The sequence below is a fragment of the Bradyrhizobium sp. CSS354 genome, assembly GCF_029051725.1.
Lineage (GTDB): Bacteria > Pseudomonadota > Alphaproteobacteria > Rhizobiales > Xanthobacteraceae > Bradyrhizobium.
This window is the reverse complement of record NZ_JAACFU010000012.1, coordinates 85,506-110,992: the sequence shown is the minus strand read 5'-3', so window position 1 is coordinate 110,992 and position 25,487 is coordinate 85,506. Positions and strand designations below refer to the sequence as shown.

The window sequence follows — 25,487 nt, the reverse complement described above, 5'->3', positions numbered from 1 at the left end:
TTCGTTTTTTGTTGGAGGCGCCTAACCCGCGCCCGCGCGCTTCTTCTGCCAGACCAAATGCACCGCGCAGGTGCAGCCCGGCGGATGCGAGGCAAGCTCCTTCGACGTTTCGTCGTTCGCAGGCGTTGTCGCGAACGCCGCCTTGTCGCTCGCGCGCTCTCGCACCGGGATGTAGTTCAGGATCGGCGCGAGCCAGCGCTCGGCCTCGGCGACGCTCATGCCTTTGCGCGCGGCATAATCCTCGACCTGGTCGCGCTCGATCTTGCCGACGCCGAAATAGTAGCTCTCGGGATTCGCGAGATAGAGCCCCGACACGGAGGAGCCCGGCCACATCGCAAAGCTCTCGGTCAGCTTCACGCCGGCGGTGTTCTCGGCGTCGAGCAACTCGAACAGCGTGGCCTTCTCGGTGTGATCGGGTTGCGCGGGATAGCCAGGGGCGGGACGGATGCCCTGGTACTTTTCGAGGATCAACTCGTCGGTCGAGAGTGCCTCGTCCGGCGCATAGGCCCAGAACTCGCGGCGGACGCGGGCATGCATGCGCTCGGCGAAGGCTTCGGCGAGGCGATCAGCCAGCGCCTTGCACAGGATCGAGGAGTAGTCGTCATTGGCCATCTTGAAGCGGTCGGCGACCACATCCTCGCCGATGCCGGCGGTGACGACGAAGCCGCCGACATAATCGGGCACGCCGGTGGTGGCGGGCGCGATGAAGTCGGACAGCGCGGCGTTGAAACGGCCCTCGCGCTTCTCGAGCTGCTGGCGCAGCGTGTGCAGCGTCGCGATCGTCCTGGTCCGGCTCTCGTCGGCATAGAGCACGATGTCGTCGCCCTGCGCATTGGCCGGCCAGAAGCCGACGGTGGCGCGCGCGCGGAACCATTTCTCCTTGACGATCAGGTCGAGCATTTTCCGTGCGTCGTCGTAGAGCGAGCGCGCGACTTCGCCGACCTTGGCATCGCTAAGGATGGCGGGGAAGCGCCCGGCGAGCTCCCAGGTCTGGAAGAACGGCGTCCAGTCGATATAGGGCACCAGCTCGGCGAGATCGTAGTCGTCAAAGCTTCGGGTGCCGAGGAAGGTCGGCTTCACCGGCTTGTTCGCGGCAAAGTCGACCGGCACGCGGTTGGCGCGGGCGGTCGCCAGCTTCAGCCGCTTCTTGTCGGCCTGGGCGCGCATATGCGCATCCGAGATCTTGGCGTACTCGGCACGCACTTCGGCGGCATAGGCCTCGCGCCTCTCGGGCGACAGCAGCGCAGACGCAACACCAACCGCCCGGCTGGCGTCGTTGACATGCACCACCGGGCCGGCGCGATAGCTCGGGTCGATCTTCACGGCCGTATGCACGCGGCTCGTGGTGGCGCCGCCGATCAAGAGCGGCAGCTTGAGGCCTTCGCGCTGCAATTCTGCGGCGAAGAACGCCATCTCGTCGAGCGAGGGCGTGATCAGGCCGGACAGCCCGACGATGTCGGCCTTCTCCGCCTTCACGGTCTCGACGATCTTGGCCGCGGGCACCATCACGCCGAGGTCGATCACCTCGTAATTGTTGCACTGGAGCACGATGCCGACGATGTTCTTGCCGATGTCGTGGACGTCGCCCTTGACGGTCGCGAGCACGATCTTGCCGGCGGACGAGGAGCCTTCCGTGCCGATGCCGTTGGCGAGATTGCGCGCCTTCTCCTCTTCCATGAACGGCATTAGCCAGGCGACCGCCTGCTTCATCACGCGTGCCGACTTCACCACCTGCGGCAGGAACATCTTGCCGTCGCCGAAGAGATCGCCGACTACGTTCATGCCGGCCATCAGCGGCCCCTCGATCACGTCGAGCGGCCGCTTCGAAGCCTTGCGGGCCTCTTCGGTATCCTGCTCGATGAACTCGGTGATCCCATGCACCAGTGCATGCGACAGCCGCTTCGCCACCGGCCATTCGCGCCAGGCGAGATCGGCTTCCTTGGTCTGGGTCTTGTTGCCGCGGAATCTTTCCGCGAGCGCCAGCAGACGCTCGGACGCACCGGGGTCGCGGTTGAGGATGACATCTTCGCACACCTGGCGCAATTCGGGATCGATGTCGTCATAGACGATCATCTGCCCGGCATTGACGATGCCCATGTCCATGCCGGCCTTGATGGCGTGATACAGGAACACCGAATGCATCGCCTCGCGCACCGGCTCGTTGCCGCGAAACGAGAACGACAGATTGGACACGCCGCCCGAGATGTGCGCGCCCGGCAGATTCTTGCGGATCCAGCGCGTCGCCTCGATGAAGTCGACGCCGTAATTGTTGTGTTCCTCGATGCCGGTTGCGATCGCGAAAATATTCGGATCGAAGATGATGTCTTCCGGCGGGAAGCCGACGCGGTTCACGAGGATGTCGTAGGCGCGCTTGCAGATCTCGGTCTTGCGGACGAACGTGTCGGCCTGGCCGACCTCGTCGAACGCCATCACCACGACGGCCGCGCCGTGGCGGCGGGCGATCTTGGCCTCGTGAATGAACTTGTCCTCGCCTTCCTTCATCGAGATCGAGTTGACGACCGGCTTGCCCTGCACGCATTTCAGGCCGGCCTCGATCACGGAGAATTTCGAGGAATCGACCATGACGGGGACGCGGGCGATGTCGGGCTCGGCGGCGACGAGGTTGAGGAAGGTCACCATCGCGGCTTCCGAGTCCAGAAGCCCCTCGTCCATGTTAACGTCGATGATCTGCGCGCCGTTCTCGACCTGGTCGCGGGCGACCTGCAGCGCGGCGGTGTAGTCGCCGGCGGTGACCAGCTTGCGGAAGCGGGCGGAGCCGGTGACGTTGGTGCGCTCGCCGACGTTCACGAAGGGAATGGCGTCGGTCAGGATGAACGGCTCGAGACCGGAGAGCCGCAAGCGAGGTTCGATCTCCGGCACGATGCGCGGCTTGTGCGGCGCGACCGCCGCCGCGATCGCCGCGATATGGTCCGGCGTGGTGCCGCAGCAGCCGCCGACGATGTTGACGAGGCCATCGCGCGCGAACTCGCCGACCAGCCGGGCCATGTATTCCGGGGTCTCGTCATACTGGCCGAACTCGTTGGGCAGGCCGGCATTGGGATAGGCACAAACAAGCGTATCGGCGACGCGGCCGATATCGGCGATATGCGCGCGCAGATCTTCCGCGCCGAGCGCGCAGTTGAAACCGATGGTGACGGGCTTGGCGTGCTGCACCGAATGCCAGAACGCTTCCGGCAACTGGCCGGACAGCAGGCGGCCGGACTTGTCGGTGATGGTGCCCGACACCATCACGGGCATGTCGATGCCGCGTTCTTCCGTGATCTCGGCGATGGCGTAGAGCGCCGCCTTGGCGTTCAGCGTGTCGAAGATGGTCTCGACCAGCAGCAGGTCGACGCCGCCGTCGAGCATGCCGTTGATCTGCTCGCCATAGGATTTGCGCAGATCGTCGAACGTGACGGCACGGTAGCCGGGATTGGACACGTCGGGCGAGATCGAGGCGGTGCGGTTGGTCGGCCCGATCGCGCCGGCGACGAAGCGGGGTTTGCCGTCCTCGGCCTCGACGCGGCGTGCGGCGTTGCCTGCCAGGCGGGCGCCTTCGCGCACCATCTCGTAGACGATGTCGGCGAGATCGTAATCGGCCTGCGCGATCGAGGTCGTGGAGAAGGTGTTGGTGGCGACGATGTCGGCGCCGGCGCGCAGATAGGCCGCGTGGATGTCCTCGATCGCCTGCGGCTGGGTCAGGATCAGGAGGTCGTTGTTGCCGCGCAAATCGCGATGGAAGGTCTTGAAGCGCTCGCCGCGAAAGGCAACCTCGTCGAACTGGAGATTCTGGATCATCGTGCCCATGGCGCCGTCGAGCACGAGAATGCGCTCGCGCGCGGCGTTGAGCAGGGCGGTTCGCTTGGGAGAGGTGGATACGGTCATGGTGTCTTAAGCCGCCTTCTGCGCGCTCTTGGCGCGAATGCCGAGCAAATGGCTGATCGCGAACACGAGATCGGCGCGGTTCATGGTGTAGAAATGGAAGGTGTCGACGCCGTGCTTCGCGAGCTTCTGCACCTGGCCGGCGGCGACGGTGGCCGCCACCAGCTTGCGGGTCTCGGCGTCCTCGTCGAGCCCCTCGAACTTCGCGGCGAACCAGTCCGGCACGGAGGTGCCGGCGCGGGTGACGAAGGCTCGCGCCTGCTTGAAATTATGCATGGGCATGATGCCCGGCACGATCGGGATGTTGATCCCACGCGCGCGCACGCGGTCGAGATAACGGAAGTATAGCTCGTTATCGAAGAACACCTGCGTGATCGCGCGGGTCGCGCCCGCATCGACCTTGGCCTGCAGCGTGTCGATGTCATCGTCGAAGTCGCGCGCCTCGGGGTGCTTCTCAGGGTACGCCGAGACCGACACCTCGATATCGCCGTGCCGCTTCTTGATGCCGGCGACGAGGTCGGCGGAGCTCTGATAGCCGTCGGGATGGCTGGAATAGGCCGTGCCGATGCCGCCCGCGGGATCGCCGCGCAAGGCCACGATGTGGCGGACGCCGACCTCGTAATAGCGGTCGACGATCTCGTCGATCTCCCCGCGCGAGGCGCCGACGCAGGTCAGATGCGCCGCCGGCAGCAGCGCAGTTTCTTTCAGGATGCGCGAGATGGTCGAGTGGGTGCGCTCACGGGTCGAGCCGCCGGCGCCATAGGTCACCGAGACGAATTTCGGGTCGAGCGGGGCCAGCCGGTTGATGGTGTCCCAGAGATTGCGCTCCATATCTTCCGTCTTGGGCGGAAAGAACTCGAACGAAATCGCAGGCCGCTTCAGGTGCCCGTCTTGCCCGTCGGTATGGGCAGGCATCGTCGCGTCAGTCATGGGCACCACTCACTCCAGGGCTCGCCGGGTCGTTGGCGGCCGGCGGTCAGGTCTAGATTGGGAGAGGTCAAGATAAGCCAAAGCGGTCGCACTCGACAGCCCATCAGAGATGGGAAATTGCCCACTTTCATTTAGATAATAGAAAATTATCTGCAGATTCAGATAGAGGTGGGATGAGAGCAGTTAGTTGAAAGTATAGATATATCAGACGCGTAATGGTGATGTGGGGCTATCTGGTACGAGATCGTGCGGTGGGCAGTATGAAAATTATAGTATCAGCGTAACCTCTGTCCCAACGCCGCGGCGCAGTCGCGCGAGCCCGTGGCCTGCACGTCAGACCTGCGCGCCCTGCCATTGCCGCTGCGCCGCCCTCCGCTACGTTAGCGCGCGATGATCCCGCTCTCAGTCCTCGACCTCTCCGTCGTCACAACTGGCACGAAGCCCGCCGCGGCGCTGCGCAACAGCATCGACCTGGCGCGCCATGTCGACGGGCTCGGCTATGTCCGCTACTGGCTCGCCGAGCATCACAACCTCGCCTCGGTCGCGAGTCCAGCGCCCGACGTGATGATCGGGCAGATCGCGGCGGTGACGAAGCACATCCGCGTCGGCTCCGGCGGCGTGATGCTGCCCAATCACGCGCCGCTAGTCGTGGCCGAGCGCTTCAAGATGCTGGAGGCGTTGTTTCCCGGCCGCATCGATCTCGGCCTCGGCCGCGCCCCCGGCACCGACGGTGCCACGGCCTATGCGCTGCGCAGCCGGCTCGACCGTCGCGAAGGCGACGATTTCCTGGAGCGGCTGCACGAATTGATCCTGTGGCAGACCCGGGAATTCCCCTCGGGCCATCCCTACCACAGCGTGGTCGCGATGCCCGACGATACGCCGTTGCCGCCGATCTGGCTGCTCGGCTCCAGCGATTATTCGTCGGAGCTCGCCGCGCAGGTCGGCATGGGCTTCGCATTCGCGCATCATTTTGCGTCCCACGATGCGATCGACGCTATGGTGCATTATCGCAATCGTTTTCAGCCCTCGGCCTGGAGCGCGACCCCGCGCGCGATCCTCGCGGTCGCCGTCATCACGGCCGACACGGATGAGGAAGCCGAAAAGCTCGCCGCGTCTTTCGACCTCAACCGCCTGCGCCGCGATCGCGGCCAGTATCTTCCGTTGCCGAGCGTCGAAGAGGCGCTGGCCTATCCCTATACCGACTCGGAGCGCACCTCGATCCAGCGCAACCGCTCGCGCCTGTTCGTCGGCAGCCCCGCAACCGTGCAGAAGCGGCTCCAGCCGCTGATCGAAGCGAGCAAGCCGGACGAGTTGATGGTGATCACCGCCGTGTATGATCACGAGGCGCGAAAGAAATCCTATTCGCTGCTGGCGGAGGCGTTCGGGCTTAAGGCGGTCGGATAAAGCTCTCGCGCCTCTGCGCTTCGCAGCCTCTTGATCCCGGCTCGCGCTTCGCGCGTCCGGGACACGAAACTATTCCATCGTCGCGCGGAACGGGTGACCCGGATACACGCCGACGATGCGGAATTCGCGCGAGAAGAATTTCAGCTCCTCGATCGCGAAAGCGAGGCCCTTGTCCTCGGGGTGGCCATCGACGTCAGCGTAAAACTGGGTGGCGAAGAAATTGCCGTCGACCATGTAGCTCTCGAGCTTGGTCATGTTGACGCCGTTGGTGGCAAAACCACCGAGCGCCTTGTAGAGCGCGGCCGGCAAATTGCGCACCCGAAACACAAAAGTCGTGACCAGCGGACCGGAGCCCTGTGCGGCCCATTTCGGCTCGCGCGCCAGCACCACGAAGCGCGTGGTGTTGTGGGCCTCGTCCTCGATGTCCTCGGCGAGGATGTCGAGGCCGTAGATCTGCGCGGCGAGGCGCGAGGCGATCGCGGCGACGGACTTGTCGTTACGCTCGGAAATGTCGCGGGCGCTGCCGGCCGTATCAGCGTGCACGATTGGCTTGATGCCGAGCTTGCGAATGATCCGCCGGCACTGGCCGAGCGCGTGCACGTGGCTTTCGACGCTCTTGATGTCTTCGAGCCTGGTCCCCTTCACCGCCATCAGCTGATGCCGGACCGGCAGAAACCACTCGCCGATGATGAAGAGGCCGGAGGCCGGCAGCAAATGATGGATGTCGGCGACGCGGCCTGCGACCGAATTCTCGATCGGGATCATGCCGAGATCGGCCTCGCCCGACGAGATCGCCGACAAGGCGTCCTCGAAGGTGGCGCAGGGCATCGGCTCGGCGTCGGGATAGGCCTCGACGATGGCGATGTGGGAATTGGCGCCAGGCTCGCCTTGGAATGCGATTTTCAGCTTGCTCATGCTCGGCCTTGTAACAGCGGCTCAGGATTTGGAAAGGATGCTGCGGGCGGTTTCCAGGTCCGCCGGCGTGTCGACCCCGCGGGGCACGGTATCGACAATGGTGAAGTCGATGCGCATTCCGGCCTCGAGCGCCCGGAGCTGCTCCAGCTTCTCCTGCAGTTCCAGCGGCGAAGGCGGCAGTGAGACGTAGCGCTCCAGCGCGGCGCGGCGATAGGCGTAGAGGCCGATATGGTGGTAACGCGGCCCGTCGCCGGTCGGCGCGGTTGCGCGGGTGAAATAAAGTGCGCGCATGCGTCTGCCCCCGAGCGAGGTCCCGATCGCCTTCACGACGCTCGGCGCGAGATCCTCCTCCTCGGTGTGGATTTGCGAAGCCAGCGTTGCGATATCCACGGCGGGGTCTTGCAGCGGCGGCAGTACCTCGCGGATATTGTCGATCGTGATGGTCGGGAAATCGCCCTGGAGATTGACCACGATCTCGGCCTTGCCGTCCGGATCGAGCTTCTGCATGGCCTCGTGGATGCGGTCGGAGCCGGAGGGGTGCTCCGGGCGGGTCATCACGGCCTCGCCGCCATGGGCGGTCACGACGGACGCGATCTCCGCGGTGTCGGTTGCGACCGCGACCCGGCCTATCCCGGCGGCCTCGGCGCGGCGCATCACGTGCACGATCATCGGCTGCCCCGCGATATCGGCGAGCGGCTTGCCGGGCAGGCGGGTCGCGGCCATGCGGGCCGGGATCAGCACCAGGATGCGAGGATCGGTCATCGGGTCAAGGGCCTGGAAACGGGGCGTTTTCCGCGCCGGGAAATGGGGTGGGGACGGGCGTGAAGCCCGCTCGCTTATACGGGTTGCCAGACCCCGGGCAAACCGATATCTCAATGGCAAAACTCGGGGAAACAATTAAGGAACGTTGATTCTTCGAGGCTCGTCCTGGCGGCCGCTTTGGGCCGCTCGATCCTTCTTGCGGTGTGGGGCCTGGCCGGAAATGGACTCTTTCGAACTGAACAAGATTCTCGGTGCCGTGCTCGGCACCTGTCTCCTTCTGCTGGTGACGAGCTTCACCGCGAATGCGCTGTTCTCGCCCAAGATGCCGGAAAAGCCGGGCTTCGAGATCGCCGTGAAGGAAGACGCCGGCCACGGCAAGGAAGGCGGCGCTGCCGCCGCGGCTGCCGAGCCGATCGAAAAGCTGCTCCAGACCGCCTCGGTCGAGAAGGGCGCCTCCGCCGCCAAAAAGTGCGGCGCCTGCCACACCTTCGAGAAGGGCGGCCCGAATCGTGTCGGTCCTAATCTCTATGGCGTCGTCGGCGAGAAGCGGGGCGAGGGCCGTGGCGGCTTCAACTTCTCGGCTGCCATGAAGGCCAAGGGCGGCACCTGGACGTTTGACGATCTCAACAAGTTCATCGCCAGCCCGAAGGGCTTCATCCCCGGCACCGCAATGGGCTTCGCCGGCATTCCCAAGGATTCCGAGCGTGCCGACGTCATTGCCTATCTGAATTCGCTCTCGGAGCATCCGCAGCCGCTGCCGACGGCCTCAAAGTAAAAGCCTCGAAACCCCATCTTGGACTATGCGGCCGGGCTGAAAAGCCTGGCCGTTTTTATATCCGGGCCGCGCGGTGACGTTATCAGGGCGTTTGGCCGCACCGGATGGAGCGGCCGGGCTTCCAAGATGAGGAAAAAGCAACATATTCCGTCGAAACCTCGCCTATATTGGGAACTTAAAGGAGTAGCCTCCTTCAAGACAGGAATGTGGATTTGGCCATTACCCGACGCGATCTCCTGCTCACCGGCATCGCTGCCGCAGCGCTCCCCGCCCTTGGTTCCGTAGGGGGCCTTCCCGTCGTCGGCGCGGCACACGCGCAATCCGCCAGTGAGCTGACCTGGCGACACGCGCTGTCGCTGTTCGGACAGGTCAAATACCCCGCCGACTTCAAGCGCTTCGACTACGTCAATCCGGAAGCGCCCAAAGGCGGCGTCGCACGCCAGATCGCCGTCGGCACATTCGACAATTTCAACATCGTCGTCTCCGGTGTGAAGGGGCAAGTCGCCGGTGCCGTGGCATTCATCTACGAATCCCTCACGACGGCCTCGCTCGACGAAGTCTCGACCGAATACGGCGCGCTGGCCGAGGCCGTCAGCCATCCGGATGATTTCTCCTCCGTGACTTACCGCTTGCGGCCGCAAGCCAACTGGCATGACGGCAAGCCTGTTACCGTGGACGACGTGATCTTCTCGCTCGATTCGTTCAAGAAGCACCACCCGATGTACTCGGCCTATTATAGCCATGTGGTGAAGGCCGAGAAGGTCGGTGAGCGCGAGGTGAAATTCGTGTTCGACGCACCGGGCAATCGCGAGCTGCCGCAGATTGTCGGGCAGCTCACGGTCCTGCCGAAGCATTGGTGGGAAGGAACGGACGCGCAGGGCCGGAAGCGCGATGTCTCCGCCACCACGCTCGAAGTGCCGCTGGGGTCGGGCCCCTACCGGGTCAAGGAATTCGTTGCCGGACGGTCGATCGCGCTGGAGCGCGTGAAGGATTATTGGGGGCGCGACCTCGCGGCCAATGTGGGCCGAAATAATTTCGACGAGCTGCGCTATGAGTATTTCCGCGACGCCACCGTGGCGATCGAGGCCTTCAAGGCCGATCAGGTCGATTGGCGCACCGAGAACAGCGCGAAGAACTGGGCGACGGCCTACGACTTCCCGGCCGTCACCGAAAAGCGCGTGATCCTCGAGGAGTTCGCCAATCGCAGCTCGGGCGTCATGCAGGCCTTCGTGCCGAACCTGCGCCGCGCCAAGTTCAAAGATGCGCGCGTGCGACGCGCGCTTAATTACGCGTTCGACTTCGAGGAAATGAACAAGCAGATCTTCTACGGCCAATATAAGCGCATCAGCAGTTATTTCGACGGCATCGATGAACTGATGGCAACCGGGTTGCCGCAGGGCAAGGAGCTCGAGATCCTCGAGACGGTCCGCGCCGAGGTCCCGCCCGAAGTCTTCACGACGGCCTATACCAATCCAGTCGGCGGCAGTCCGGAAGCCGTGCGCGACAATCTGCGCGAGGCACTGCGCCTGTTCAAGGAAGCCGGCTACGAGGTGCGCGACCGCAAACTGGTCGACGTCAAGACCGGCGCTCAGTTCTCGCTTGAGCTGCTGAACTCGGATCCGAGCTTTGAGCGGATCACGCTGTTCTACAAGCCGTCGCTGGAACGGCTCGGCATTGCCGTCAACGTACGGACAGTGGATCCCACCCAGTATGAGAACAGGACGCGCGAGTGGGATTTCGACATCGTCACCAACTCCTGGGGCGAGTCGCAGTCCCCTGGCAACGAGCAGCGCGAATTCTGGTCCTCGAAGACGGCTGACATCGCCGGTTCACGCAATATTACCGGCATCAAAAATCCGGCGGTCGACAAGCTGATCGAGCGGGTGATCTACGCCAAGGGTCGCGACGATCTCGTCGCGGCAACCAAGGCACTCGACCGCGTGCTGCTGTGGAATCACTACGTCGTGCCGCAGTGGACTTATACGAAGGTGCGCACCGCGCGCTGGGATCGCTTCGGCCGGCCGGCGGAATTGCCCAGATACGGTCAGTCCGGCTTTCCGTTCATCTGGTGGTATGACGCGGACAAAGCGGCGCGGATCGCAAAGAAGTCGTGAGGGGCAGTTCTCGCATGACGCAGCTTTCACGCCGGCATGTGCTGGCCCTGAGTGCCGGTGGCGCGTTCAGCGCCGCCTGGCTCCGGGGCGCGGCAGCGTCCGAGATGCTCGCCGAGGCCCACGGCATGTCGGCCTTCGGCGACCTCAAATATCCCGCCGATTTCCATCACTTCGGCTACGTCAATGTCGACGCGCCGAAGGGTGGTACTTTCTCGCTGATCCCGTCGGTGCGCGCCTACAACCAGTCCTACCAGACCTTCAACTCGCTCAATGCCTTCATCCTCAAAGGCGATGGCGCGCAGGGCATGGACATGACCTTTGCGCCGCTGATGGTGCGAGCCAACGACGAACCCGACGGGATGTACGGGCTTGCCGCCAAATCTGTAAATATATCGGCAGACAGGCTGGTCTACCGCTTCACCATACGGCCCGAGGCGAAATTCCATGACGGCACCAAGCTCACCGCGCACGACGCGGCGTTTTCGCTGACGGCGCTGAAGACCAAGGGCCATCCGCTGATCATCGTGCAGATGCGCGACATGGTCAGCGCGGAAGCCGTCGACGAGGCGACGCTTGTCGTCACTTTTGCTAAGGGACGCGCGCGTGACGTGCCGCTCTATGTGGCGAGCCTGCCGATCTTCTCGAAAGCCTACTATGCCTCCCGTCCGTTCGACGAAACGTCTCTGGAGATCCCGTTGGGTTCGGGCCCGTACAAGGTCGGCAAGTTCGAGGTCAACCGCTACATCGAATACGAGCGCGTCAAGGATTGGTGGGCTGCCGATCTGCCCCCCTGTCGTGGTAGCTACAATTTCGACGTTGTACGCTACGAATTCTACCGGGACCGCGATGTCGCCTTCGAAGGTTTCACCGGCAAGAACTATCTCTACCGCGAGGAGTTCACCTCCCGTCTCTGGGCGACGCGCTACGACTTCCCTGCGGTGAAGGACGGTCGCGTCAAGATGGAGGTCGTACCCGACGACACGCCGTCCGGTGCACAAGGATGGTTCATCAACACGCGGCGCGACAAGTTCAGGGATCCTCGGGTACGAGAGGCACTGATCGACGCCTTCGACTTCGAGTGGACCAACAAGACCATCATGTACGGTGCTTATGCCCGCACGGTGTCGCCATTTCAGAACTCGGACCTCATGGCCAGCGGCGGGCCTCCGCCGCCGGAAGAGTTGAAGCTGCTCGAGCCGTTTCGCGGCCAGATTCCCGACGAGGTGTTCGCCGCGCCGTTCACGCCGCCGGTCTCGGACGGCTCCGGGCAGGACCGCAGCCTGCTGCGCAAGGCGCAGCAATTGCTCAGCGACGCCGGCCTGCCGATCAAGGACGGCAAGCGGGTGCTGCCGAACGGCGAGATATTCAGGATCGAATTTCTGTTGGACGAGCCTTCATTCCAGCCGCACCATGGGCCCTACATCAAGAATCTCGCGACGCTCGGCATCGAAGCGAGCGTGCGCCTCGTCGATGCCGTACAACACAAGGCGCGCCAGGAAGATTTCGACTTCGATATGACGATTCAACGCTTCAGCATGTCGGCGACGCCGGGCGATGCCATGCGCTCGTTCTTCTCGTCGCAGGTCGCGGCAACGAAGGGTTCGTACAATCTCGCGGGCATCGCCAGTCCTGCCATCGATGCCATGATCGAGAAGATCATGGCGGCTGACTCCCGCGAGGAATTGACCGTCGCCTGCCGCGCCTTCGATCGCCTGTTCCGTGCCGGCCGTTATTGGGTGCCGCAATGGTATAACAAGACGCACCGGCTTGCTTATTGGGACCAGTTCGGCCGTCCGCAGAAGCTGCCGCGTTATGCCAACGGAGTCGGCGCCCCCGACATCTGGTGGCATGATGGCGGCAAGGCCGCCAAGCTCGAGCAGGCGAAACAGCCATGAGCGCCTATATCGCCCGCCGTATCCTGCTGATGATCCCGACCTTGCTCGGGATCCTCTTCGTCTCCTTCATCGTCGTGCAGTTCGCGCCGGGCGGCCCGGTCGAGCGCGTAATCGCGCAGCTCTCGGGTGCCGACACCGGCGGTACCTCGCGCATTTCGGGCGGCAGCGACTTTGCGCAGCGCGCCCCGGGGCAGTTAGGCGCCGGCGGCGATGCCATCAATCCGAAATATCGCGGCGCTCAAGGCCTCGATCCCGATTTCATCAAAAAGCTGGAAGTGCAGTTCGGCTTCGACAAGCCGGCCCCGGAGCGCTTCGCATTGATGGTGTGGAATTTCGCCCGCTTCGATTTCGGCAAGAGCTATTTCCGCGACGTCAGCGTGCTGCAGCTCGTCAAGGAGAAGTTGCCGGTCTCGATCTCGCTCGGCATCTGGCTGACGCTGCTGACCTACCTGATCTCGATTCCGCTCGGCATCCGCAAGGCGGTCAGGGACGGGACGCGCTTCGACACCTGGACCTCGAGCGTGCTCGTGCTCGGCTATGCCATTCCCGGGTTCCTGTTCGCGATCCTGCTGATCATCCTGTTTGCCGGCGGTTCGTTCTTCAACTGGTTCCCGCTGCGCGGACTGACGTCAGACGGCTGGTCGCAGTTTCCGTGGTACTGGAAGATCATCGATTACTTCTGGCATTTGACGCTGCCGCTGATCGCGATGGGGCTCGGTGCGTTCACCACCATGACGTTCCTGACCAAGAACTCGTTCCTGGACGAGATCCGCAAGCAATACGTGATGACCGCGCGCGCGAAAGGCTGCAGCGAGAATCGGGTGCTCTATGGTCACGTCTTCCGCAACGCGATGCTGATCGTCATCGCCGGCTTTCCCAGCACCTTCATTCACGCCTTCTTCTCGGGCTCGCTTCTGATCGAGACCATCTTCTCGCTGGACGGGCTGGGACTGCTCAGTTTCGAGAGCGTTCTCAACCGCGACTACCCCGTGGTGTTCGGTACACTCTTCATTTTTTCGCTCGTCGGGCTCGTGATCAACCTGATTTCTGACCTCACCTATATGTGGATCGATCCGCGGATCGATTTCGAGGCGCGGGAGGTCTGATGACTCTGGCCGCCCCCACCACGCCGATCGAAACCACTGCGAAGTCGCCGCTCGGCGATGCCGTGCCGATGACGCGCAAACAGTTCGTGCCATCGCCGCTCAACAGGCGCCGCTGGCAGAATTTCAAGGCGAACCGGCGCGGCTATTGGTCGTTCTGGATCTTCCTGATCCTGTTTGTGGTATCGCTGTTCGCCGAGTTGATCGCCAATGATCGGCCGTTCCTGATCAAATATGATGGCCACCTCTATTGGCCGTCCGTCGTCACCTATTCGGAAACCACTTTCGGCGGCGACTTCGAAACGGCAGCCGACTATCGCGATCCCTATTTGCAGAAGTTGATCAAGGACAAGGGTGGCAGCATCGTCTGGCCGCTGATCCGCTATTCCTACGACACCCACAATCTCGATCTGCCGACCCCGGCGCCGTCGCGGCCGACCTGGATGTTGACGGAAGCGCAGTGCAAGCCTGTGGTCGAGAAGAAGGGCCTCAAGAGCTGCCGCGATCTCGAATACAACTGGCTCGGCACCGACGATCAAGGCCGCGACGTGGTAGCGCGGCTGATCTACGGCTTCCGCATTTCGGTGCTGTTCGGCCTCTGCCTGACCATCGTCTCCTCCGTCGTCGGCATCGCGGCCGGCGCGGTACAGGGCTATTTCGGCGGCTGGATCGACCTGTTGTTCCAGCGTTTCATCGAAATATGGACTGCGATCCCTTCGCTCTATCTGCTGCTGATCCTGTCGTCGGTGCTGGTGCCCGGTTTCTTCGTGCTTCTCGGCATCCTGCTGTTGTTTTCCTGGGTGTCGCTGGTCGGACTCGTCCGCGCGGAATTCCTGCGCGGGCGCAATTTCGAGTACATCCAGGCGGCGCGGGCGCTCGGCGTGTCGAACAAGGTCATCATGTTCCGGCATCTGTTGCCGAACGCGATGGTCGCGACCATGACATTCCTGCCTTTCATCGTGTCGAGTTCGGTGATGACGCTGACGGCGCTCGATTTCCTCGGGTTCGGACTGCCGCCCGGCTCGCCGTCGCTCGGCGAGCTGCTGTCGCAGGGCAAGTCCAACGTGCAGGCGCCCTGGCTCGGTTTCTCCGGCTTCTTCTCGGTTGCGATCATGCTGTCGCTCTTGATCTTCATCGGCGAGGCCGTGCGCGACGCCTTCGATCCGCGCAAGACGTTCAGGTAGGCCAATGGACGCGATCAATCAGCCTTTGCTCAGCGTGCGCGAGCTCTCGGTTGCCTTCCACCAGGGCGGCGCCACCACGCTCGCGGTCGACAAGGTCTCGTTCCAGATCAGGCGCGGCGAGTGCGTGGCGCTGGTCGGCGAGTCCGGCTCCGGCAAGTCGGTCAGCGCGCTCTCGATCCTCAAACTCTTGCCCTATCCGAACGCCTCGCATCCCTCGGGCAGCATCCGCTTCAAGGGACAGGAACTGATCGACCGGTCGGAGCAGGAGATGCGGGAGATTCGCGGCAGCGACATCTCGATCATCTTCCAGGAGCCGATGACGTCGCTCAATCCACTGCACACGATCGAGGCGCAGATCGGCGAGATCATCCAGCTGCACAATCCGACCAGCAATGCCGAGGCGCGCAGGCGGACGCTGGAATTGCTGACGCAGGTCGGCATTCCCGAGCCTGAAACGCGGCTGAAGAGCTATCCGCACCAGCTCTCCGGCGGCCAGCGCCAGCGCGTGATGATCGCGATGGCGCTCGCCAACGAGCCGGATCTCCTGATCGCGGACGAGCCGACCACGGCGCTCGACGTCACCGTGCAGGCGCAGATCCTGACGCTGCTCGCAGAGATTCGCAGCCGGCTCGGCATGAGCCTGCTCTTCATCACCCACGATCTCGGCATCGTGCGCCGCATCGCCGACCAGGTCTGCGTCATGAAGGGCGGCGAGATCGTCGAGCAGGGGCCGGTTGAGCAGGTCTTCAAGAGCCCGAAGCATCCCTATACGCGCGACTTGCTCGCCGCGGAACCGAAGCCGGATCCGGCGCCGCCGCAGCCGGATGCGCCGGTGGTGATGTCGGCCGATGACCTCAAGGTCTGGTTTCCGATCAAGCGCGGGTTGATGCGCAAGACGGTCGGTCACATCAAGGCGGTGGACGGCGTCAGCATCGCCGTGCGCAAGGGCGAGACGCTTGGCGTCGTCGGCGAGTCCGGCTCGGGCAAGACCACGCTGGGGCTCGCATTGCTGCGGCTGATCTCCTCGAACGGACGCATTGTGTTCCTGGGAAAGGATATCCAGGGTCTCCGCTTCAAGGAGATGCGGCCGTTCCGGCGCGACATGCAGATCGTGTTCCAGGATCCGTTCGGCTCGCTCAGCCCGCGCATGTCGGTCGCCGACATCGTCGCCGAAGGCCTCACCGTGCATCAGCCGCAGCTCTCGCGCGGCGAGCGTGAGGAGCGCGTCGTCAAGGCGCTCGAGGACGTCGGATTGAAGCCGGATACCCGCAACCGTTATCCGCATGAATTCTCCGGCGGCCAGCGCCAGCGCATCAGCATCGCGCGGGCGGTGGTGCTGGAGCCGGATTTCGTCGTGCTGGACGAGCCGACCAGTGCGCTCGACATGCTGATTCAGGCGCAGATGGTCGATCTGCTGCGTGAATTGCAGCGCCGTCGCGATCTCACCTACATGTTCATCTCGCACGATCTGCGCGTCGTCGCCTCGCTCGCCAGCCATCTGATCGTGATGCGCGGCGGCAAGGTGGTCGAGGAAGGCCAGGCCGCCGAGCTCTTCAAGAACCCGAAGACGGATTACACGCGCGCGCTGTTTGCGGCGGCGTTCCGGCTGGAGACGGCGGGGAACGGGTCGGCGGCGACGTAGCGTCGTCAGAGCCGCTTGATCGCGGTGACCTCGCTGCCGGCTTGCTTGATCCTTGCGATGGCCGGCTCGATTGGTTCGACCACCGTTGCCATGTGATGCGCATTTGCGTGAACCATGGTGCCGGCGTCGCGGACGATGGCGACATGGCCCTTCCAGAAAATGAGATCGCCGCGCAGCAAGCTCCTCTGCTCGTGCGGCTCCAGCGCGCGGCCGAGCCCGGCCTGCTGCATGTCGCTGTCACGCGGGCAGCCGATCCCCGCCGATGTCAGCGAGACCTGGACGAGGCCGGAGCAATCGACGCCGAGGCTGCTCTTGCCACCCCAGAGATAGGGCGTGCCGACGAAACGCTCGGCGACTCCGACGAAGCCCGGCTCGCGATGACCGAGCGGGACGAGATGAGCCTTCGGCAGATATTGTCCGTCGCGCGTCACGGCGAAGCTGCCGTCCTCGCGTGCAACCGCTATCTTCGATCCCATCACCAGCGTGTCTGCCGGCGGCAGCTTGATCGAGGGACCGGGGAAGGCAAAGGTTCGTAGCGCAACGACCACGTGGGTCGGGGCGGCCGAGGGCTTCATCAGCGCTGCGTCCGGCAGCCAGCCGACATAGCCGTCACCCGAAAGCTGACCCCACGCCCAGCCTTCGCCGTTGCGGTCGTAGACCGTGACGCGCTCGCCGCGCAACGCTTGTGTCATCAGCATCGCGTTCGATGACGGCTGTTCGCGCACGGGCGCGATCGCCTCGACTATCTCGAATTCCTCGCCCGTGACGAAGCGCTCCGCCTGCACCTTGCCTTCGAGATACTTTGCGGCGAGGTCGCCGCGCGCGGGTGTCAGCCTTGGATCGGGGCTTGGATCGTATTTTGGATCGAGTCCTGGATCACGCATAGCGCTCGCTCAGCAATGCGTAGATCGCGCGAGCGGCTTGGCACTCGCCGCCTTCGGGGCGTGCGGGCTTCGCCGACGGCGTCCAGCCGTAGATGTCGACATGCAGCCAGCTCCCGGCCTGTTCGACGAAGCGCTGCAGGAACAGCGCACAGATGATCGAGCCGGCAAAGCCGCCGGACGGTGCGTTGGTGATGGTGGCCGTCTTGGAGTCCAGCCACGCATCGTAAGGCGGCCACAGCGGCATGCGCCACAACGGATCGTTCTCCTTCACCGCGCATCGTGCGACGTCGGCGGCAAGCGTCTCATCATTGGTGTAAAAGGGCGGTAAATCCGGTCCCAGCGCGACGCGTGCCGCTCCCGTCAGCGTGCCGAGATCGATCAGCAGGTCCGGCTTTTCCTCGTCCGCCAGAGCCAGCGCGTCGGCGAGCACCAGCCGCCCCTCCGCGTCCGTATTGCCGATCTCGACAGTGATGCCCTTGCGCGAGGTGAAGATGTCGAGCGGGCGGAAGGCATTGCCCGCGACCGCGTTCTCCACGGCCGGAATCAGCACGCGCAGCCGCACCTTCAGCTTCGCATCCATCACCATGCGGGCCAGCGCCAGCACGTTGGCGGCGCCTCCCATGTCCTTCTTCATGATCAGCATGCCGCTCGACGGCTTCAGGTCGAGCCCGCCGGTGTCGAAGCAGACGCCCTTGCCGACCAGCGTCACCTTGGGATGAGCCGGGTCGCCCCAGCCGATGTCGATCAGCCGCGGCGCGCGGTCCGAGGCCATGCCGACGGCGTGGATCAGCGGAAAATTCGTCTTCAAGTCGTCACCGATGGTGCAGGCAAAGCTTGCACCGAAACCGGCGGCGAGATCCTGCGCGGCTGCGGCCAGCTCCTCCGGCCCCATGTCGTTGGCCGGCGTGTTGATGAGGTCGCGCGCCAGCATTGCGGCGTCCGCCATGCGGTTGATCTGGGTCGCATCGACGCCGTCGGGTGGCACGAGGCGGACGTCGGGACGATCCGCCTTGCGGTACCGGGCGAAGCGGTAGCTGCCGAGCGCGAAGGCGAGTGCGGCGAGCCGTGCATCGTGCGGTGCATTGGCGAAGCGATAGACGCCCGGCGGCAGCAGCCCGGGCAGGGCGCCCGGTCGGAACAGGTCGCGCGATTTTGCACCTTCGTCCTCGAGCCCGAACAGCACCTGCGCGATCGCGCCATCGGGCGCGGGCAGCGCGAGATAGCCGCCCGGCTTTGCGGTAAACGCGCTCGCAGTGGCGAACTGGCGTTGCGCCGCCGGTAGCCCCTCGGCGACCTGATCCCAGCTCGACTTGGTGACGAAGGTGATCGGGATGGCGGTAGGCGACGTCTCAAAAACAGAAGGCATTGGCGGGTCCGGATCGTCAGATCGAGCGGGTCATACGAACGGACGAGATTTCGCAGAGTTTCGTCGCCGCCGCAATCAGCTTTGCTGCCATCGTTCAGCGATCCGCTACTCGCAGCAAGGGGGCCATGCTAGGTTCCGGCAACGGCCGTCGGGTGCGGAGATCTCCGGCGGCCGACGACAAAGCCGGCCGGGAGGAAATGCAATGGAATTTGTGTGGAGCGTGGTCACATTCATCGGCCAGGCGGTCGAGGCGATTTTTGGCTATGTCGAGCATCATCATTGGATATTCGCGTTCCTTGCCGGTGGTTACGTCTTCTATCTCCACGACCGCTCCGTTCACGCGCGGTTCGATGCGCTCGACAAGCGCGTTGACGAAATCCGCAAGCGGCTCGCCATCGAATATTGAGCTGATGAGCGAAACCATCATCGGGCGGAACCTCGTATCTCATGCGGTTCACGCGAGCCGCCGCAGGGCTTTACTAGCGCTGGGGTTGTGGCATTATTGGCCGATATTTTAGATTGTATCGTGCCATTGTGCACGCAGCGAGAGTCGATTCTTACCCTGGCTCATCACGGCCCGGTTGAGACCGGAGAGACCCTTATCGTCGAAGGCATTTCTCTTATCGTTTGGGCGGCGCGGCATTTGCAAACAAGCAGCGCAAAATGGATAGATCGTTCGTCATCGTACAGATTTCCGACCTGCATCTGGACGGGTCGGGTCGGCTGCTTGCGACGCTCGAGACGCTCAATGCCGCCATTCGCGAGAGGATGGGGGACTTCGCGGACATTCCTGATCGCATCCTGCTGATCACCGGCGATATCGTGGACGACCCGACGCCACCCGCGCTCGACGAAGCGCTCGCCGTCATGACGTCCTTCCGACAGACCGGGCTGTTCACCGATATCCAGGCAATCGCCGGCAACCACGACGTCAAGCGACCGAGCCAGCGTGCAGGCCGCCACGACGTCTATGATTACCTGCACTTGCCGCGGACCTCGAAGAGCGTCTACTACCGTCAAGCCGGCCTCGATCTGGTGCTGCTGGATTCCAACCGCGCGAGCCTCACGACGCTCGCGAGCGGCAATGTCGACCAGAGCGCCTATAACGCCATGGTTTCGGCGTCCGCGCGGCTGAGTGTCGAGCTCGCGGGGAGCCTCGGGTCGGGCGGCCGCGCCGATTATGCCGAGCCGGTGGAAAACCTCGTGCGTGTGCTGGCGCTGCACCATCATCCACTGCCGCAGGCGACCGGAGAAGGAAAGCGGTTTCTCGGCGTGCCCGACGAGCCGCTGATGTATCTCGCCGCGCCCGCGACCTTCCTCGAAGCGGCGACATCGCTCAACGTCGATCTGGTTCTGCACGGACACCGACATGTCGAAGGGCTGACGCGCTATTCGATTCCCGATCCGCGCGCCACGAGCGAGAGCGATGATGCATTCTGGCGCACGATCTACGTCTTGTCCTGTCCGTCATCGACCGGGCAGGCCGGTGACGACGCCGGCTTCAACGTCATCCATTTCGGCCCGATGTCCCACCCGATGTCCCATGGCGGCCGCATCGAGTATCGCTTTGCGATCGCCCGCTACTCACGTCCGCGCAAGGATGGTGCCTTCAGGCCGCTCGATTCCAACCTGCCGCACGGCGTCGTCAGGCTGCCGGCCGGGCGGGATTTTTCCCGAGATCCGGCCGTCCAGTCGGGCATCGAGATCGACGCATGCACGACGCTGAAGCGGGATCAGGTCGCAGCATTCGCCCGCCGGCTCCTGCTGCGCCGCGCCTTCTATGCCGACGGCGAGGTGGATTGGGCCGATTTGCTTCACGTCTATCTCGTCACCTCTCACGTCTGGGCCGATCTCGAAAGCAAGTCCTCGAGATCCGCACGCAAGCATGACGTCGACGCCGTGGCCGTGGTGACATCGCTGCTGCGTCGGTTGATCGAGCAATCCGCAAATGTGCTCGGCATCGACAGTTTTCAGCTCGACGAGCTCCGCGCGAGGCGTCTGATCAATCGTGACGATCTTCGGCGCGAATTGCCGTGGGTGGCGCGCCCGGGCATCGATGTGGAGATCGAGACGCGGCAACGCCTGCAATTGCTGCGGGACCTGAACGAGCAGGCGAAGGCGCTCGGCCTCGATGCGGATCTCGGCGGCGAGATGCCGCCGCAGGCCCGCAGTGACGGGCGCGGGCCGGGGGGGCATTAACCGGCCGTTAGGGTTAACAGTCTATTGCTGGCGCGTTCGGCTCGATCAATCGGCTCGAGAGTCAAAGCGTCATGCGTCAACGGTTCAGTCTTGACCGGCTCAGTCTTGCCCGGCTTCTTGCGTCCACCTCGCTGGTCGCGACGTTGGCCATGGGCCTCGGCGGCTGCACGGCGATGTCGAAACTCTCCGACGTCACGGGCTCGGTCGGGCCGCGGGCCGAAGCCGCTCCCACCGATCCCGCGCGCGCTGCCCAAGTCTACGGCGAGCGCTATCGTGCCAATCCCAAGGACGCCGACGCGGCGCTCGCCTACGGCCAGGCCCTGCGCGCCAACGGCCAGCGCGCCCAGGCCGCCGCCGTGCTCGAGCAGGCAACCATCGCCAATCCCGGCAACAAGGCGCTGATGGCGCAATACGGCCGCGCGCTCTCCGATAACGGCAATTTCCAGCAAGCCTTCGACGTGCTGACGAAGGCGCATTCGCCCGACAACCCGGATTGGCGCCTGCTCTCGGTGCAGGGGACCGCGCTCGATCAGATGGGCCGTCACGAAGAAGCGCGTTCCTATTATGCGAGCGCGCTCAAGATCGCGCCTGGCGATCCCGGCGTGCTCTCCAATCTCGGCCTGTCCTACATGCTGTCGAGAGACCTGCCGAAGGCCGAAGATGCGCTGCGGCAAGCCTATGCCTCGCCGCACGCAAGCGCGCGGGTGCGGCAGAATCTCGGTCTGGTCGTCGGTCTCCAGGGCCGCTTCGCCGAAGCCGAGACCATCGTGAAGGCGGACCTGCCGCCGGACCAGGCTGCGGCCAATGTCGCCTATCTCAAGGAAATGCTGACCCGCAGCGATATCAGGCGGGGTGCACCGAAGCGGACCCCGGTCGCCTCGCTCGGCCAGTCCGACTGATCAGACGTGATCTTCCAATCTTGATCTTCCAATCTTGAAGGCAGCCGCGGACCGTGCGCGGTCCGCGTCTAACGTCATTGCATCTCGGTGACCTTGATGCCGGTCGGTCCGAGAATGACGACGAACAGCACCGGCAGGAAGAACAGGATCATCGGCACCGTCAGCTTCGGCGGCAGTGCTGCGGCCTTTTTCTCGGCTTCGTTCATGCGCATGTCGCGGTTTTCCTGCGCCATCACCCGCAAGGAGTGGCCGAGCGGGGTGCCGTAACGCTCCGCTTGCTGGAGCGCGAGACATACCGACTTGACGCCCTCGAGTCCGGTGCGCCGCGCGAGGTTCTCGTAGGCGACCTTGCGATCCTGCAAATAGGACAGCTCGGCCGTGGTCAGGGTGAACTCCTCCGACAGCGCGATCGACTGGCCCACGATTTCGACCGCGACCTTCCGGAATGCCATCTCGACCGACATGCCGGACTCGATGCAGATCAGGAGCAGGTCGAGCGCGTCGGGAAAGGCACGCTTGATCGAGAGTTGACGCTTGGAGATCGCGTTCCTGAGGAACAACATCGGTGCCTGAAGTCCGAGATAGGCCGCACCCACGCAGATGCCGATCTTGATCGGCATCGATTGCTGCATATGCGCGATCAGGAACACGTAGACGATCGAACCGACGAACAGCACGATCGGGGCAACCAGGCGGGCAAACAGGAAGGTGATGTAGGGCGCCTGGCCTCGATAACCTGCCATGATGAGCTTGTCCCGCGCAGCTTCCTGCGCGAGCCATTTGGTCAGGTTGAAGTCGTCGACGACCTTCGAGACGAGCTGCTTCGGCGTTTGGCGCAGCGAGACTTTTTCACTCTTGTGGAGGCGCTCGCGCTCGCGCTGCCGGATGCGCTCACGTTCGTTCGCCACCGCCTTCATGCGCTTGGAAAGGCCTTCGCCGGCGAACAGCGGCATCACCAGTGTATAGACGGTGGCGCTGGCGGCAATGGCCGCCAGCAGCATCGTCATGAAGTGGACGTCGTGAAGTTTCGCAACGAGGAACTCTACCATAAGGCACCATCAGAAGTCGAAATTGATCATCTTCTTCATCACCATGATGCCAATCGACATCCAGACGACGCAGCCGACCAGCATGAGCTGGCCGGTGGGATGAGTCCAAAGAATCGAGATGTATCCCGGCGTCGTGAGGTAGACGAGGAACATCACGATCGGCGGCAGCGAGCCGATGATGCCGGCCGAGGCCTTGGCTTCCATCGACATCGCCTGGATCTTCTCCTTCATCTTCTTGCGGTCGCGCAGCACCCTGGAGAGGTTACCGAGTGCTTCGGAGAGGTTGCCGCCCGATTTCTGCTGGATCGAGATGACGATGCCGAAGAAATTGGCCTCGGGCAGTGTCATCCGATCATAGAGTCGCGTGCAGGCCTCGCCGAGCGGCATGCCGATCGCCTGCGTCTCGATGATGGACAGAAATTCGGAGCGCAGCGGCTCCGGCGCGTCGGCGGCGACGACCTTGATTGATTCGAACAGCGGCAGGCCCGCCTTGATGCCGCGGACGATGACGTCGACCGCGTCGGGCAGCGCCTTCAGGAATTTGGCTTCGCGGCGCTTCTTCAGGAAGCTCAGCGCCCAGCGGGGCAGACCGAAGCCGCCGGCAAAAGCGAGGCCGGCGGCACCGAGCAGGCCGCCCCCAATGAACAAGGCGAGCGCGAACAGCACGCCCGCCACGAGGGCGGACACGATCCAGAATTTCTGCGGCGCCCAGTCGAGGCCGGCCTGCGACAGGCGAACACTGAGCGGTACGCTCTTCTCCTGCTGGCGCCGCGCCTCGAGATCCTTGAGCGAGGTTTCGACCTGCTCGCGGCGCGAGCGCTGCGTCTTCTCGGCCGCGCGGGCCGTGGGCGCCTCGGCGCGCGAGATCGAGGCGCGGCGGCTCTCGGCCTTCCGTTCCCCGGACAGCATTGGATAAAGGAAGACCCAGGCGATGCCCCCGACAGCGGCGGTGGCAAGGAAGGCGAGGGCAAGGACTTGCATGTTCATGGCTGCGTTGACCTGCTCACGTCGTGGGCGCCACTTCCGCGGCGTCGAGCGCCGCGGCAAGGCGCTTCTCTTCGCCGTAATAGCGGGCGCGTTCCCAGAACTTCGGGCGGCCGATTCCGGTAGACCGGTGCCGGCCGATGATCTTGCCGTTGGCGTCCTCGCCGACCATGTCGTAGAGGAAGACGTCTTGGGTGATGATGGTGTCGCCTTCCATGCCCATCACTTCGGTGATGTGGGTGATGCGGCGCGAACCGTCGCGCAGGCGCGCGGCCTGGACGATGACGTCGATCGAGGCGCAGATCATCTCGCGGATGGTGCGTGAAGGCAGGGAGAAGCCGCCCATCGTGATCATGGATTCGCAGCGCGATAGCGCCTCGCGCGGGTTGTTGGCGTGCAGCGTGCCCATCGAGCCGTCATGGCCGGTGTTCATGGCCTGGAGCAGGTCGAACGCCTCGGGTCCGCGGACTTCGCCGACGATGATGCGCTCGGGACGCATACGCAGGCAGTTGCGCACCAGCTCGCGCATGGTGACCTGGCCCTCGCCCTCGATGTTGGGCGGGCGGGTTTCCAATCGCACCACGTGCGGCTGCTGGAGCTGGAGTTCGGCGGCGTCTTCGCAGGTGATGACGCGCTCGTCGTGCTCGATGTAGTTGGTCAGGCAGTTGAGCAACGTGGTCTTGCCCGAGCCCGTACCGCCGGAGATCAGCACGTTGCAGCGGACGCGGCCGATGATCTGTAGGATTTCCGCGCCCTCCGGCGAGATTGCGCCGAACTTGACGAGCTGATCGAGCGTCAGCTTGTCCTTCTTGAATTTGCGGATGGTGAGCGTGGGGCCGTCGATCGACAGCGGGGGCACGATGGCGTTGACGCGGGAGCCGTCGGCCAGGCGCGCGTCGCAGATCGGCGAGGATTCGTCGACGCGCCGGCCGACCTGGCTGACGATACGCTGGCAGATGTTGAGGAGCTGCTGATTGTCGCGGAAGCGGATACCGGTGCGTTGGATCTTGCCGGCGACCTCGATGTAAACGGTGTCGGCGCCGTTGACCATGATGTCGGCGATGTCGTCGCGCGACAACAGCGGCTCCAGCGGACCGTAGCCGAGGACGTCATTGCAGATGTCGTCGAGCAGCTCTTCCTGCTCGGCGATCGACATCACGATGTTCTTGATCGCGATGATCTCGTTGACGATGTCCCGGATTTCCTCGCGGGCGGACTCCGAATCGAGCTTGGCGAGCTGGGCGAGGTCGATGGCCTCGATCAGCGCGCCGAAGATGGTCGCCTTGACCTCGTAATAATTGTCCGAGCGGCGGGCTTCCATGGTCGGCGCAGGCTTCGCCGGGGCAAGGGGCGGCGAGGAGACTGCCGGCGGCGGCGGCACGCGCGACACGGTCGGCGCCGAAGCCTGGGCAGGCTCTGGCGACACGGCACCGGGCTTTGGGGCCCGAGGGTCGGTGTCTGTTCCGCTACGCTTACCGAACACTTAAAAACTCCATGCGG

The 25,487-nt window shown here is 63.9% G+C and carries 19 protein-coding genes; 10 read left to right on the top strand and 9 right to left on the bottom strand.

The genetic code is table 11. The features are described from left to right. Positions 1-21: 21 nt before the first annotated feature. On the bottom strand, positions 22-3,885 hold the full coding sequence (gene metH, locus GWG67_RS26450) for a methionine synthase (protein WP_275172306.1): 3,864 nt from the start codon (positions 3,883-3,885) through the stop codon (positions 22-24). 6 nt (positions 3,886-3,891) lie between these two features. Then, the gene (metF, locus tag GWG67_RS26445; protein ID WP_275172305.1) at positions 3,892-4,812 is read right to left on the bottom strand and encodes a methylenetetrahydrofolate reductase [NAD(P)H]; all 921 of its coding nucleotides are present in this window, start codon (positions 4,810-4,812) and stop codon (positions 3,892-3,894) included. Positions 4,813-5,202: 390 nt separating this feature from the next. Between metF and GWG67_RS26440 the strand changes: the two genes are divergently transcribed. Further along, positions 5,203-6,216, top strand: a complete 1,014-nt coding sequence (locus tag GWG67_RS26440) for an LLM class flavin-dependent oxidoreductase (protein WP_275172304.1) — start codon at positions 5,203-5,205, stop codon at positions 6,214-6,216. A gap of 69 nt (positions 6,217-6,285) precedes the next feature. On the opposite strand, the gene GWG67_RS26435 is transcribed toward GWG67_RS26440, so the two are convergent. Further along, entirely contained in the window at positions 6,286-7,131 is an 846-nt protein-coding gene (locus GWG67_RS26435; RefSeq protein WP_085351723.1) for a prephenate dehydratase, read from the bottom strand. A 21-nt stretch (positions 7,132-7,152) separates the two neighbouring features. Further along, positions 7,153-7,893, bottom strand: a complete 741-nt coding sequence (locus GWG67_RS26430; protein WP_275172303.1) for a 3-deoxy-manno-octulosonate cytidylyltransferase — start codon at positions 7,891-7,893, stop codon at positions 7,153-7,155. Between the two features lie 220 nt (positions 7,894-8,113). Here GWG67_RS26430 and GWG67_RS26425 point away from each other — a divergent pair, with 220 nt between their 5' ends. The 6 genes from GWG67_RS26425 (at position 8,114) to GWG67_RS26400 (ending at position 16,606) form a co-directional block, all read left to right on the top strand. Next, positions 8,114-8,668, top strand: coding sequence for a cytochrome c family protein (locus tag GWG67_RS26425; protein ID WP_275172302.1), 555 nt, complete (start codon positions 8,114-8,116; stop codon positions 8,666-8,668). A gap of 212 nt (positions 8,669-8,880) precedes the next feature. Beyond that, positions 8,881-10,782, top strand: coding sequence for an extracellular solute-binding protein (locus tag GWG67_RS26420; RefSeq protein ID WP_275172301.1), 1,902 nt, complete (start codon positions 8,881-8,883; stop codon positions 10,780-10,782). Positions 10,783-10,796: 14 nt separating this feature from the next. Continuing rightward, positions 10,797-12,677: an extracellular solute-binding protein gene (locus GWG67_RS26415; protein ID WP_275172300.1), complete on the top strand. Its 1,881-nt coding sequence runs from the start codon at positions 10,797-10,799 to the stop codon at positions 12,675-12,677. After that, positions 12,674-13,783, top strand: coding sequence for a microcin C ABC transporter permease YejB (locus GWG67_RS26410; RefSeq protein ID WP_275172299.1), 1,110 nt, complete (start codon positions 12,674-12,676; stop codon positions 13,781-13,783). The genes GWG67_RS26415 and GWG67_RS26410 overlap by 4 nt, the downstream gene beginning before the upstream one ends. Continuing rightward, positions 13,783-14,964 carry an ABC transporter permease gene (locus GWG67_RS26405; protein ID WP_275172298.1) on the top strand — a complete coding sequence of 394 codons (1,182 nt, stop codon included), beginning with the start codon at positions 13,783-13,785 and terminating at the stop codon, positions 14,962-14,964. Before GWG67_RS26410 ends, GWG67_RS26405 begins: the two co-directional genes overlap by 1 nt. Before the next feature lie 4 nt (positions 14,965-14,968). Continuing rightward, a complete protein-coding gene (locus tag GWG67_RS26400) occupies positions 14,969-16,606 on the top strand; it encodes an ABC transporter ATP-binding protein (RefSeq protein WP_275172297.1) in 1,638 nt (545 codons plus the stop codon). 5 nt (positions 16,607-16,611) lie between these two features. Here GWG67_RS26400 and GWG67_RS26395 read toward each other — a convergent pair whose 3' ends face one another. Both GWG67_RS26395 and GWG67_RS26390 read right to left on the bottom strand, forming a co-directional pair. Beyond that, on the bottom strand, positions 16,612-17,490 hold the full coding sequence (locus GWG67_RS26395) for a C40 family peptidase (protein WP_275172296.1): 879 nt from the start codon (positions 17,488-17,490) through the stop codon (positions 16,612-16,614). Next, positions 17,483-18,856, bottom strand: coding sequence for a M17 family metallopeptidase (locus tag GWG67_RS26390; RefSeq protein WP_275172295.1), 1,374 nt, complete (start codon positions 18,854-18,856; stop codon positions 17,483-17,485). The genes GWG67_RS26395 and GWG67_RS26390 overlap by 8 nt, the downstream gene beginning before the upstream one ends. Positions 18,857-19,058: 202 nt before the next feature. Between GWG67_RS26390 and GWG67_RS26385 the strand changes: the two genes are divergently transcribed. The 3 genes from GWG67_RS26385 (at position 19,059) to GWG67_RS26375 (ending at position 21,954) form a co-directional block, all read left to right on the top strand. Further along, positions 19,059-19,262, top strand: coding sequence for a hypothetical protein (locus GWG67_RS26385; RefSeq protein ID WP_183247077.1), 204 nt, complete (start codon positions 19,059-19,061; stop codon positions 19,260-19,262). Positions 19,263-19,519: 257 nt separating this feature from the next. Continuing rightward, positions 19,520-21,055, top strand: a complete 1,536-nt coding sequence (locus tag GWG67_RS26380) for a metallophosphoesterase (RefSeq protein ID WP_275172294.1) — start codon at positions 19,520-19,522, stop codon at positions 21,053-21,055. A 71-nt stretch (positions 21,056-21,126) separates the two neighbouring features. Next, the gene (locus tag GWG67_RS26375; RefSeq protein ID WP_275172293.1) at positions 21,127-21,954 is read left to right on the top strand and encodes a tetratricopeptide repeat protein; all 828 of its coding nucleotides are present in this window, start codon (positions 21,127-21,129) and stop codon (positions 21,952-21,954) included. A gap of 74 nt (positions 21,955-22,028) precedes the next feature. On the opposite strand, the gene GWG67_RS26370 is transcribed toward GWG67_RS26375, so the two are convergent. Genes GWG67_RS26370 through GWG67_RS26360 form a run of 3 tightly spaced genes read right to left on the bottom strand, consistent with a single transcriptional unit; the run spans position 22,029 to position 25,470 of the window. Beyond that, on the bottom strand, positions 22,029-23,003 hold the full coding sequence (locus GWG67_RS26370) for a type II secretion system F family protein (protein WP_275172292.1): 975 nt from the start codon (positions 23,001-23,003) through the stop codon (positions 22,029-22,031). Between the two features lie 9 nt (positions 23,004-23,012). After that, entirely contained in the window at positions 23,013-23,990 is a 978-nt protein-coding gene (locus tag GWG67_RS26365) for a type II secretion system F family protein (RefSeq protein WP_275172291.1), read from the bottom strand. Positions 23,991-24,006: 16 nt separating this feature from the next. Continuing rightward, positions 24,007-25,470 (bottom strand): CpaF family protein, encoded by a 1,464-nt coding sequence (locus tag GWG67_RS26360; RefSeq protein ID WP_275172290.1) that lies wholly within the window; start codon positions 25,468-25,470, stop codon positions 24,007-24,009. Positions 25,471-25,487 lie beyond the last annotated feature (17 nt).